Annotated in this window: 10 protein-coding genes; 3 read left to right on the top strand and 7 right to left on the bottom strand. The window is 33.4% G+C overall.

Features of this window, described 5'->3' with window-relative positions; all coding sequences use genetic code 11:
* The 7 genes from ACIQ56_RS08535 to hemB form a co-directional block, all read right to left on the bottom strand.
* The coding region (locus ACIQ56_RS08535) for an ABC transporter substrate-binding protein (protein ID WP_397600650.1) at nucleotides 1-709 on the bottom strand (709 nt) is incomplete at its 3' end.
* A 353-nt stretch (nucleotides 710-1,062) separates the two neighbouring features.
* The gene (gene lexA, locus ACIQ56_RS08530) at nucleotides 1,063-1,860 is read right to left on the bottom strand and encodes a transcriptional repressor LexA (RefSeq protein ID WP_397600649.1); all 798 of its coding nucleotides are present in this window, start codon (nucleotides 1,858-1,860) and stop codon (nucleotides 1,063-1,065) included.
* Between the two features lie 96 nt (nucleotides 1,861-1,956).
* Nucleotides 1,957-2,973, bottom strand: a complete 1,017-nt coding sequence (gene miaA, locus ACIQ56_RS08525) for a tRNA (adenosine(37)-N6)-dimethylallyltransferase MiaA (protein WP_397600648.1) — start codon at nucleotides 2,971-2,973, stop codon at nucleotides 1,957-1,959.
* A complete protein-coding gene (gene mutL / locus ACIQ56_RS08520) occupies nucleotides 2,955-4,940 on the bottom strand; it encodes a DNA mismatch repair endonuclease MutL (RefSeq protein WP_397600647.1) in 1,986 nt (661 codons plus the stop codon). The genes miaA and mutL overlap by 19 nt, the downstream gene beginning before the upstream one ends.
* 90 nt (nucleotides 4,941-5,030) lie before the next feature.
* Complete coding sequence (locus ACIQ56_RS08515; protein WP_397600646.1) at nucleotides 5,031-5,726, bottom strand: substrate-binding periplasmic protein; 696 nt, start codon at nucleotides 5,724-5,726, stop codon at nucleotides 5,031-5,033.
* A gap of 65 nt (nucleotides 5,727-5,791) precedes the next feature.
* Nucleotides 5,792-6,334, bottom strand: a complete 543-nt coding sequence (locus ACIQ56_RS08510; protein ID WP_397600645.1) for a TIGR00645 family protein — start codon at nucleotides 6,332-6,334, stop codon at nucleotides 5,792-5,794.
* 33 nt (nucleotides 6,335-6,367) lie between these two features.
* The gene (hemB, locus tag ACIQ56_RS08505; protein ID WP_397600644.1) at nucleotides 6,368-7,381 is read right to left on the bottom strand and encodes a porphobilinogen synthase; all 1,014 of its coding nucleotides are present in this window, start codon (nucleotides 7,379-7,381) and stop codon (nucleotides 6,368-6,370) included.
* A gap of 228 nt (nucleotides 7,382-7,609) precedes the next feature.
* Here hemB and clpP point away from each other — a divergent pair, with 228 nt between their 5' ends.
* The 3 genes from clpP (at nucleotide 7,610) to lon (ending at nucleotide 12,202) form a co-directional block, all read left to right on the top strand.
* Complete coding sequence (gene clpP, locus ACIQ56_RS08500; protein WP_153418506.1) at nucleotides 7,610-8,218, top strand: ATP-dependent Clp endopeptidase proteolytic subunit ClpP; 609 nt, start codon at nucleotides 7,610-7,612, stop codon at nucleotides 8,216-8,218.
* Between the two features lie 18 nt (nucleotides 8,219-8,236).
* Nucleotides 8,237-9,613 (top strand): ATP-dependent Clp protease ATP-binding subunit ClpX, encoded by a 1,377-nt coding sequence (gene clpX, locus ACIQ56_RS08495; RefSeq protein ID WP_397600643.1) that lies wholly within the window; start codon nucleotides 8,237-8,239, stop codon nucleotides 9,611-9,613.
* 159 nt (nucleotides 9,614-9,772) lie between these two features.
* Nucleotides 9,773-12,202 (top strand): endopeptidase La, encoded by a 2,430-nt coding sequence (gene lon, locus ACIQ56_RS08490; protein ID WP_397600642.1) that lies wholly within the window; start codon nucleotides 9,773-9,775, stop codon nucleotides 12,200-12,202.
* Nucleotides 12,203-12,298 lie beyond the last annotated feature (96 nt).

The raw sequence follows: 12,298 nt of genomic DNA, 5'->3' as shown, positions 1-12,298 counted from the left end.
TTGCTTTGTCTGCAATTTGTTTTACAATTGGAAATGCAGACGAAATGGTGTTGTCCGATGGAATTAAAATTGCTTGGGCATTTTGAACCGCATTTTGAGTTGCTGCAGCTACATCTGCTTGGCTATTGGCTCCATTATCATGAAATTCAATATTATATTTTGTAAGTTCTTCTTTCATTTTTTTCACAAGAATAACAGAGTTTGGTTCAGCAGGATTAAATAGAATGGCAACTTTTTTTACATTAGGAAGTAATTCTTTTATCACTCTAATTTGTTTTTGAATGTCTGCCATGTCAGTTGAGCCGGTTATGTTTGAGTTTGGACCACGTAATTGTAAACCAATAGGATCTGTAACAGCTGCAAAAATAATGGGGCGATCTTTAATTTCAGATTTAAGAGCTTGAACTGCAGGAGTTGCTATAGCATAGAATGCATTTATGCTGCTATTTGCTTTAAAGCTAGAGGCAATGGCTTGTGCTTGTGAAACAGAGCCCTGAGCATTTTGTTCAATAAATTTAATTTTATCACCAAAATCTTTTTTAGCTTGTTCCATAAATCCATCTTTTGCTTCGTCAAGTGAAGGAAAAGATGCATATTGAAGAATACCAATTGTGATATGTTCATCAGAAGGTTTCGATCTTTTTATAATAATGACAGCGCTTAATATCCCAATTAGCGATACAATTAGTATGATAATTTTTTTACTCATGTTGATTTTTCTCCACACGAAATGATGCAATGTAAAAAGAATTTATATGCTGAATATAAATAATATTTAATTTTTTGAAAAGGGGAATTTTAAAAATAAAATCGATAGGCAAAATAGGAAGCATAAAAAGAAAATGAAGCGTTTGTTAAACAAGTTTGCTGATGTCGATTACTTAATTTAAGTTCTAAATTCGCTTTCATTTGATCTGCTCCGTATCTGTTTTTGGTCATTGATAAGACAAAAGAACCAAATTTGTGAAGTGCACAATAAATACTCTTACACAATGACGATACTAGCATATAGATTATTTTGGAGATTGGCAAGAGCGATTTGGAAATTTTTATAATTAATCATTAAATAATACTTCTTCGATAAAGAGATCGGACGATTCCTAATATTTTATCATCTTCATGAATACCAAAAGCAAGAGGGATAAAATTAGGGTTTTCGGGTATTAAAATTGCTGGCGGCTTTTCTTTATGAGAATAATTTAATATAAATTTAATATTTTTATTGTATAAATTGGAGTCTTTTTTTGCGTAGCGTTTTACCGTAGAATCACTATTGTAAATAGAAGCAATTACAATATCATTGTCATTCGCGTTTGAATTAGATTCCACTAAAACAATATCATTTGGTAATAAACCAGCATTTATCATGCTATATCCATCAATTTGTAATGCAAAAAGTTTATTATTTTTTTGAGAAATGCGTGTGTCACTTGGAAAAGGGATAAATTCTCCCGCATTTTCAATTGCTTCTCGAGGTAGCCCCGCGCTTACAGACCCTACCAAAGGAACACGCAAAAGATCTTCAAAACCAGGTAATACTTGGGGAGAATGGTTTTTTAATTTAAGAGATTTATTTTTATTTACAGAAAAATTTAATGAAAATGGTTTAGGGTTATTTTGATAGGAATAAAAAAATTCTGTTACGTCTTTGGTTGGTACAATTTGTCTCGATTTTCCTGGTACGTTAGAAAGTAACAGACCTTTTTTTCTGAGCGCAGCAATGACATCTTGAGCGCTCCCTATAGACTTCCATTGAAAGTAACTCGCAATTTCACGGATTGTTGGAGGAGTTCCTGTGGAGTCCATATGATTAAATATAAATTCCATTACTTTAAATTGAGCGTTCGTTAATTCAATCATGGGCAGGCCTCTTAATCAAAATAAGCACCATACTAATATATGGTATCTTATAACTACATTTGATTCAAGATGTCAACTGCTAAAAATTCAAATTGTTTAACGGATGGAAGGAATTTTTAATAATAAAGTATTTAAAATTTTAAGATATTCTTCATTGGTGTATAAATTAACAACAAAATCTTTTTTTTCTTTTGCATTCCAAGTTAATTGCCTTTTTGCATATTGCCACGTTAAGGTGCTAATTCTATCTTGTAAACTTAGTATAGAAATGCTTGTACTTTCAGAAAAGTCTTGTTTCTTTATATTTAATAAGTAAGCTAAAATTTCATCATAACCAATTGCTTTCATAGAGTTAAATCTATTTAGAGCATCTCCATAAACATGATAAAGTTGATTGATTTCTTCAAGCCAACCTTGTTGAAATAAAATAGGGACTCGTTCTTTTATTCGTTCCTTTAAAAAAACGTCATTTGGTTCCATCTGAATAAGGAAACAAGGAAATAGGGTCTCCTGTTCACCGAGAGAATTTGTTTTTGATCGCAAGGAACTCATGGGCTTACCTAAAATTTTATAAATTTCAAGGGCTCTTTCTATTCTTGTTTTATCGTTTTGGTGAAGTTCAGAAGCACGCACAGGATCGACTTCTTTCAGGAGATCATGACAATAAGGCCAGCCTTTTTCTTCGGCTAGAGTTCTAATTTCGCTTCTAATTTTTTCATCGCGAGGTGGCAAATCATCAAGTCCATGAAGAAAAGCGCGTAAATAAAGTCCACTGCCACCTACACAAATTGGGATGGAGCCTTTTTCATAAATTTCTTTACAAGCTTTTGTTACTTTATTTGCAAAGGTGTTGGCATCTAAACTTTCTTCTGGAGAAATGATATCAATACAATGGTATTTATATTTTTTAATTTCTTCTGAACTTGGTTTAGCTGTTCCTGCAGTCATATTTTTATAAATTTGAAAAGCATCTAAGTTGACTAATTCAGATAAAATATTTTGTTTTTTTAAGTCATCTGCAATGGAGTGAGCTAAGGAAGTTTTACCGCTTGCTGTTGGACCTATAATAACTATAGCAAAAAAAGATTCCGTTTTTATATTCTTTGAAACCACGAAGAAACATCCTTATTTGTAAATTTTCGAATAACGGGGCGACCATGTGGGCAATGCGAATAAAAGTCCACATCGTTTGATCTTCCTAAAAGTCTTTTGACAAGTTCCTCATTTAAAGGATCTCCTGATCTGACGGCATTATGGCAAGCCATTGTAGCAAATAAAAGATGATAGATATCTTGATCTTTTAATTGTGTTGGCTGTAAATTCATTTCTTCTTGAATTCCCTTTGTTACTTTATTTGCTTTTTCTAATAAGGGATGAGCTTCGGATTGAGGGAGTCCATTTATTGCAATAATTCTTGTAATAATTTCGTCAAATATTTCTGGTACTTTTTGTGTATTTAAGAAACTGGGAAAAGCATGTATTGCAATATGCCCATTTTTTAGTGCTTCTATTTCAAAACCTAAAGATAATATTTTATCTTTTTGCTCAAAAATAATAGTTGTTAAAACCTCATTAGAAGGAATAATAATAGGGGAAATGAGATCTTGTTTTGGTACTTTGTTTTCAAGATGATTTTTCATAATTTCTTCATATAAAATGCGCTCATGAAAAGCATGTTGATCAATAATCCATAAATCATCTATGATTTCTAGTAAAATATAACAATTTGCAAACTGTCCTAAATATTTTGCAGTTTCAAATAAATTATTTTTTTTAGGCTGTATTATTTTTGATTCTAAAGGTTCAAACATAGATTCATTTGCTTTTAATTTAGCAACTTGTGTCCCTTTGCTAAGAGGGGTAGAAATGATATCTTTTTGAAAGGAATTTTTATGAGGAAGAATGGGCCCGTCTTTTTCTGTGCTAACTAATTTATTCGTAAAATTATCTTTTAAACGATTTGTTTCAAATGCGAAGTTTTTTTCGGAGGCATAAGGGTTTTTATTTTCTATTTTAGAGATATTATGTTGAATATAAATATCATTTGAATTTTTAATTAGATTATTTATTGGCTTATTCGATTGATGCACTGAATCTTTAACAGCTTCTTGAATTCCAATAGAGACAAGCTCTTGCAAAGAGGCTGGATCGTAAAATCGAATTTCTGTTTTTGAGGGATGAGCGTTGACATCAACCCATGAGGGATTGACCTTAACAAAAATGATTGCAGGTGCGATCAAACCTTTTATGAGAAGACCTTGATAAGCTTGTAAAACTCCAGATCTTATAATTTTATCTTTAACATATCTACCATTAACAAACGTGATAAAGTAACTTGGATTTTGTTTTGCAGATTTTGGAAGTCCCGCAAAACCTGTTAAGTTAAATGATCCTCTTGAGTGATTTAATTCGACAAAATCTTTTGCATCAACACCAACAATATCATGAAATCTTTCTTTTAAACTTTTTTTAGAATGATAATGAAAAACTTCTCTCCCATTATGTGAAAAACGAAAAGAGATATGATAATTTGCTAGAGCCATTGCAATTAAAAAATCATGAATATGGGTAAATTCCGTAGCTGTTGATTTCAAAAATTTAAGTCTCACAGGAACATTCGTAAAAATATCTTTTACTTGAATGACCGTTCCATGAGGCATGCTAAGTTCTTTTTCTGATACTAAGTTCCCATAATTGATATTGATTTCTTTACCCATTTCTTGATTTTGGGGTCTCGATCGAATGGTAAAATGAGAAATAGATGCGATACTTGGAAGAGCCTCGCCACGAAAACCAAAACTCGCTAAGGATTCTAAATCATGAAACTTTTTAATTTTACTTGTAGCATGGCGTTCTAATGCGGTTAAAATTTGATTTGCTGGAATACCACAACCATCATCTGTAATACGAATAAGTTGTTTACCACCATCTAAAAGTTCAATTTGAATGTTTTTTGCGCCCGCATCAATTGAATTTTCTACAACTTCTTTTACAATGTTGTATGGCCTTTCAACAACCTCTCCCGCTTTTATTTGGTTTATTAAATCTTCAGGAAGTTTTTTTATTTCTGTAGATTGCAAACTATAGTCTCCAATTATATTTATTTTTTTATCTTAATTTGTGAAGTTAATAAAAAAAATTATCAAGAAAAAAAATAAATAAAATATAATTTAATATTTTAGATCTTTCATGGCTTCTGAAATTTTTTGAATGACTTCAGGAGATGAATCTTTGTTAATGGATAAATAACGATCGCCACTTATCTCTTTAACTAGATAACTTTTTTTCACTAAACTTTTAATATCTTCTTTAAGATTTTTTTTCCATAAAAATTCTATGTTTTCAGCACAAATTGTTACATCGCATTTTTTTGCAATCAGTTCGTGAATGGAATCATCCTGATCAGGAAAACGAACTAAATTTTCAAATCCTTGTTGCGTTAAAAATTGATCCCGAATGTCATTGCGGACAACACAAATTGAAAGATTTTTAGCATCTTCTAATTTAGTGATTTTAAAATCGCTCGTGTTTCTTTGGTAAAAATAAGTTTTTATTTTAAAAAGAACTCCAACAAAATTAAAATGTTTTTCTCTTTCCGCATTTTTTGCCATTGGGAAAATAAAATAATTTTTGTTTCTTTTTGCCATTTCATAACTTCTTGCCCAAGGGAATGCTTTGATATTTGCATTTAGATTTGCTTTTTTTAAAATTTTTCTTACTTGGTCAACTACAGGACCTTTAATCGTATCATCATCAACTTCAATAAGACCAGGTAGCTCTTCTGTAAAAACAGTGAGATCTTGTGAAAAAGAGAGTTTATTTAATCCAAAATTTAAAATTAATATGGCCAAAAAAATCTTTTTCATTTTAATTCTCACTTTAGTATGTTTTTAATTTCTAAAAGTAAGATAACATATAAAAAGCAAGTAAACTAATCGTCATGCCTTGCATGTTTTTTTGACATAATGTACTCACTCACAGCTAAAAAGACTGTAGATGCTATGAAAGTTACATGAATTATGATTTGCCATTTGACTTTTTCGATATCGTTTGTAGAAAAGTCAATAAAGGAACGTAATAAATGGATACTAGAGATTCCAATTAAAGAACTTGCTAGTTTTATTTTAATTGCACCAGGGTCGATATGATCGAGCCAATCAGGTTTATCGTCGTGATTTTCTAAATTCAATTTGCTAACAAAAGTAGCATATCCGCCAATGATTACCATAACTAATAAGTTTGCTACCATTGTAAAATCAACTAATTGTAAAATTCCTAACAACAATTTTAATTCTGTAGTTGCTGTTGCTGATCCTACAATATGAATGAGTTCTTCCACAAATTTAAATGTATATATAACTTGTACTATAATAAGCCCAAAATATAGAGGTGCTTGTAGCCATCTACTTGCAAAAATACAATATTCAAGTGCATTTTCAATTTTGACACGAGTTGTTTTTTTCTTGATATCCATTTTTCTATTTTACCTTAAAATCTATTCAAAAATTTATAAAATATTTTCACAAACCCATTTTGCGTAATAAGTAATTATTAAATCGGCACCTGCTCTTTTCATTGAAATGAGAGTTTCATATACAGCTGCTTTTTCATCGATTAAATTATGAAGAGCCGCATTTTTTAAAAGTGCATATTCTCCACTTACTTGATAAATAGTTACAGGAATATGTACCTCACTTTTTACTTTTGTTACGATATCCAAATAAGGTAACCCTGGTTTAATCATAACCATATCTGCTCCTTCTTCAATATCTAACAAAGCTTCTTTTACAGCTTCACGTGAGTTGCAGGGATTTAATTGATATGTTTTTTTATCAAGTCCTCTGGCACCAGAAGAAACGGCTTCACGAAAGGGACCATAAAAAGCAGACGCAAACTTTGCGCTATATGCTAAAATACTTGTCCCAATATATCCTTCTTTATCTAATGCAGAACGAATGGCCCCAATGCGTCCATCCATCATATCGCTTGGACAAACAAAATCGACGCCACAAGATGCATAAGATAAGGATTGTTTACAGAGAGCTTCAACGGTTTCATCATTTAAAACGTAACCTGCATCATTCGTAATTCCATCATGACCATGTGTCGTGTAGGGATCTAAAGCAACATCTACAAAAATAAGAATATTTGGAAAATTTTCTTTTATTTTTCGAATGGAATTTTGCATGAGTCCATTTGGATTATAGGACTCCTTTCCTATGGTATCTTTTATAGATGGATCCACAACAGGAAATAACATAATTCCTTTTATACCAAGATTTTCAATTTCTTGTATTTCTTGAAGAAGTTCATCAAACGGAATACGTGATATTCCAGGTAAGCTTGGAATATCATATTTTTTTGTTCCTTTTTCAGAAATAAACATGGGGTAAATAAGATCTGATTTTTGCAATGAGTTTTCTTGAACAAGAGCTCTAATTTGTTCATTTTGTCTTAAGCGGCGAGGGCGAATATGTGAATTTCCGATTTTGAGATCGGGATATGTGCGATAACGAGTCATGAATTGCTCCAACTTTTTGCGTTCTTAATCCGTTTTTGATCCCTGATTGCTGAATCCAACGAAGCAGGCTAAGTATCTTCATTAGGAGTTTTTGAAGCAAGCATTTTAAAGGTTCTCCTTTAAAGTTTTTTTTCTATCATCTTTGCAGTAAAAGATACTCTAGGTTATATTTACAAATGCTTAGTGAGATTCACATTTGATCACTGCACATCCCTTTGGAGAAGATCTATGCCACTTGTCCCTATAGTTGTTGAGCAAACCAATCGAGGAGAACGTTCTTACGATGTGTGGTCTCGCCTTCTAAAAGATCGCATTGTATTTCTTGGAACCCCCGTTTATGACGAAGTTGCAAATTTAATTGTTGCACAACTTCTTTTTCTAGAATCTCAAGATCCAGAAAAAGATATCAGTTTTTACATTAATAGCCCTGGTGGAAGTGTAACAGCTGGTTTGGCAATTTATGATGCTATGCAAGTGATACGTCCTCAAGTGCGGACTTTTTGTGTAGGACAATGTGCGAGTATGGGAGCGCTTCTTCTCGCAGCGGGAGCTAAAGGAAAACGCTACGCTCTTCCAAATAGTCGCGTCATGATTCATCAACCCCATGGTGGAGCGGGTGGTCAAGCGACTGATATTGCTATCCAAGCAAAAGAAATTATTTCCCTTAAAAAGCGTTTAAATGAAATTTTAGCAGCCCATACTGGTAAAAAAGTTGCGGAAATTGAAGCGGATGCAGATAGAGATTTTTTTATGTCAGCAGCAGAAGCTAAGGATTATGGCTTAGTTGACGATATTTTAATGCCAAGATCTGACCGAGTTGCTTTTACAGGCCTTTGATAAAGGTAGTGAGTTGTTATGATACAAAATGGAATGAAATTTTCTTCTGGACGCGGTGGCTCAGGGAGTTCACATGGCTTGCATTGCAGCTTTTGTGGAAAGAGCCAAAGAGAAGTAAAAAAATTAATCGCTGGTCCAAATGTATACATTTGTGATGAATGTATCGAACTTTGTAATGAAATCATTGCTGAAGAAATGGAAAAAGATGATGCTACACAAATAGCTGAAGGTGTTCCAAGTCCAAATGAAATAAAAAAAGTTCTTGATGAATATGTCATTGGTCAAGAAAGAGCAAAAAAAGTATTATCCGTTGCGGTTCATAACCATTATAAACGTATTGAACATGGCTCCAGTGCAAATAAAGAAGATGTTGAATTAGCTAAAAGTAACATTCTGTTAATTGGCCCTACAGGTTCAGGTAAAACATTGCTCGCACAAAGCATGGCTCGTATTTTACAAGTTCCTTTTACCATTGCCGATGCAACTAATCTAACAGAAGCAGGTTATGTTGGGGAAGATGTTGAAAATATCATTCTCAATTTATTACAAGCCGCTGAGTTTGATGTCGAACAAGCACAAAAAGGCATCGCCTATGTAGATGAAATTGATAAAATTGCGAGAAAAGGGGAAAATACTTCCATTACTCGTGATGTTTCTGGTGAAGGTGTTCAACAGGCGCTATTAAAACTTTTAGAGGGTACTGTAGCAAATGTTCCTCCTCGTGGTGGTCGTAAACATCCTCAACAGGAATTTTTGCAAGTAGATACCACAAATATTTTATTTATTTGTGGAGGAGCTTTTGCAGGACTTGAAGAAATTATCCGCAATCGTATGGAACAAACCGCTATGGGGTTTGGTGCCGATGTTAAAAATAAATCTAAAATGACGGTGACCGATCTTTTTGCGAAAGTTCGTGTGGAAGATCTTCTTAAGTTTGGTATGATTCCTGAGTTTATGGGACGTCTTCCTGTAATTGTTACTTTAGCAGAACTTGATGAATCCGCATTAGTTCAAGTGTTAACTCAACCTAAAAACTCTATTATTAAACAATTTCAAAAGTTGTTTAGTTATGAAAGAGTTCAATTAGAATTCACTCAAGAAGCATTGATAGCTGTTTCACAAGAGGCTATTAAAAGAAAAACAGGAGCTCGTGGTTTACGTGCTATTCTTGAAGATGTCATGCTTGAAACCATGTTTGATATTCCTGGACAACGTAACGTGAAACAAATTACAGTTACTCCTGAATGTATTCGTGATGGCAAAGCACCTGATCGTGTTTTATTAACGGAAGAAGAAATTCAACAAAGACAAGAACAAAGAGCACGTGCACAATCCTCTGTTTCAACAACCGCTTCTACTACAGCAGCAAAAGCGAAAACTTCTGCAAAAAAATAACAATAAATAAGTATTTTTTTGCAGGGTAATTTTTTCCACTCAGTAAAATTTTTCAAATTCCTGCCATTTTTGCGACTCACAAAGTTTGTTAATTTCTGCAAAAATAAATAAGAGTATTAAAAAAATAGAAAAGGATATTGCTTACGAGGAAATTATTCCATGTCGCAAGGAATTGATAAAGTAGCAGACTGTCTTCCTTTGTTGCCATTAAAGGACATTGTGGTCTTTCCACAAATGATTCTACCTGTCTTTGTTTCAGAAGATATTTGTATGAGAGCTGTCGATGCTGCTTGTGCAAAAGACAGATTTATTTTTTTATCTGCATTTCGTTCTGAAATAAATCGTGAGCATGACACTTTTTTTGAATTGAGAGTCTCTACCCCTCCTCCTTTTGATGTTTATGATGTTGGTACGGTCGCGAGCGTAATGAGAACACGCAAACTCCCCGATGGACGAACAAAAGTTTTAATTCAAGGTGTTTCTCGTGCCTTAATTTTAGGATTAAAACAATCCGATCCTTATCCTGTAGTCAGTATGAAATTATTATTAGATAAAGAAATCACCCAAGAAGGAGAAGCTCTTTGTCTCTCTGTTAAAGAACAACTCGAAAAAATTGTTCCTTTTGGCCGTTCTATTTCGCCCGATCTTTTAATGCTGATAGAAGACGTAACAGATGCAGGAAGACTTGCAAACTTAGTGGCTAGCAATTTAGGTTTAAAAATAGTTGAAGCACAAAAAGTTTTAGCGACATCAGATCCTTTTGAACGCCTAAGAAAAGTACATACATTATTGTTAAGGGAACTTGAATCCTATACAAGTCAAAGTCGGGGCTATTCACATTCAAAAGAAGAATCGGCTAAAAGTCAAAGAGAACAATATTTAAGGGAACAACTTAAAGCTTTAAAACATGAACTTGGTGAACTAGATGGTAAAGAAGAAGTAGAAGATTTAAAAGATAAAATCTTAAAAACAGGAATGACTACAGAAGCTCAATCCGAATGTTTAAAACAAGCAACTTTAACAAGAACTTATTTAGAGTGGATGGTGGATCTTCCTTGGACTAAAGTAAGCGATTCTAAAATTGAAATGTCTCATTGTAAAAAAATATTAGATGAAGATCACTATGGGCTAGATAAAATAAAAGATAGAATATTAGAATATATTGCCGTAAAAAAATTAAATCCCGAATTAAAAGGTCCTATTTTATGTTTTGTAGGTCCACCAGGAGTTGGTAAAACAAGTTTAGGAAGAAGTATCGCAAGAGCGCTTGGACGAAAATTTGTCCGCATTAGTTTGGGTGGGGTTCGTGATGAAGCTGAAATTAGAGGACATCGCAGAACTTATGTCGGAGCCATGCCTGGACGCATTATTCAAACATTAAAAACAGTCGGAACCCGTAATCCTGTTATGATGCTCGATGAAATTGATAAATTAGGAGCGGACTACAAAGGGGATCCAGCAAGTGCTTTATTAGAAGTCTTAGATCCAGAACAAAATCATTCTTTTTCGGATCACTATATTTCTGTTCCGTTTGATTTAAGCCAAATTATTTTTCTCGCCAATGCGAATCGACTTGACACCATTCCCGCTGCTTTACGTGACAGACTCGAAATCATAGAAGTGAGTGGTTATAGTGAAGAAGAAAAATCTGAAATTACAAGACAATATATTATTCCTAAAGTGATAGGACAAAATGGCTTAAATCCAGATCTTGTTCAATTTCAAGATACTGCTGTTAATTTAGTAATTAATTCTTATACAAGAGAATCTGGGTTGCGTAGTTTAGAAAAACATATTGCAACTATTACTAGAAAATTAGCGAGATATATTGCAGAAAACGATGAAAAAGGGAAAGATCGCAAACTCGTTAAAGTAACTCCAAAAATTGCTAAAGAATTACTCGGTGAAGAACGTTACTTTAGTGATGATCACGATATTTATAAAAAGAGAATTGGGGTTGGAGTTGGTCTCGCCTATACCCAAGCTGGTGGAGAAATTTTAGAACTTGAAGTTACCTTAATGAATGGAAATGGAAAGTTAATCTTAACAGGTCAATTAGGCGATGTTATGAAAGAATCTGCTCAAACCGCATTAACATGTGTTCGGGCTCTTGCTAAAGATTTAAAAATTGATGCGGATAAATTTACAACACAAGATATTCATTTGCATGTTCCTGCTGGTGCCATTCCCAAAGATGGACCAAGCGCTGGAATTGCGATTGCTGTTGCCTTAGTTTCTGCATTCACAAATCAATACGTAAGCCAAGATGTCGCCGTGACGGGTGAAATAACGTTACATGGTAGGGTTCTACCCATTGGTGGTGTTCGTGAAAAAGTTTTAGCTGCATTAAGATCGGGTATTCGAAAAGTTTGTTTACCAGATAAAAATAGAGGCTCTTTTTCAGAACTCCCTTTAACTATTCGTAGAAGAATCGATGTTCGTTTTGTCACAAAACTAGAAGAAGTCTTAAAAGTCTGTTTTGAAAATAATGAGTTTGCTAGTGGAAGCTCTTCGGACGATAAAAATAATCAATCGAGACAAGAAAGAACTTCTAAGAGTGTAGATAATATTTCTGCAGCCAATGGCTAAGTGTCCTCCCAATAAGTGATTTTTACAAAGCATAAATCCAGAATTAAATCTCCTTTTGAGGAGGAGATTTAAATGGAGATGGAAAATAGACTTTTA

The organism is Silvanigrella sp., from assembly GCF_044369315.1.
GTDB lineage: Bacteria > Bdellovibrionota_B > Oligoflexia > Silvanigrellales > Silvanigrellaceae > Silvanigrella.
The sequence above is the reverse complement of the archived record's forward strand: the minus strand, read 5'-3'. Positions and strand labels throughout refer to the sequence as shown.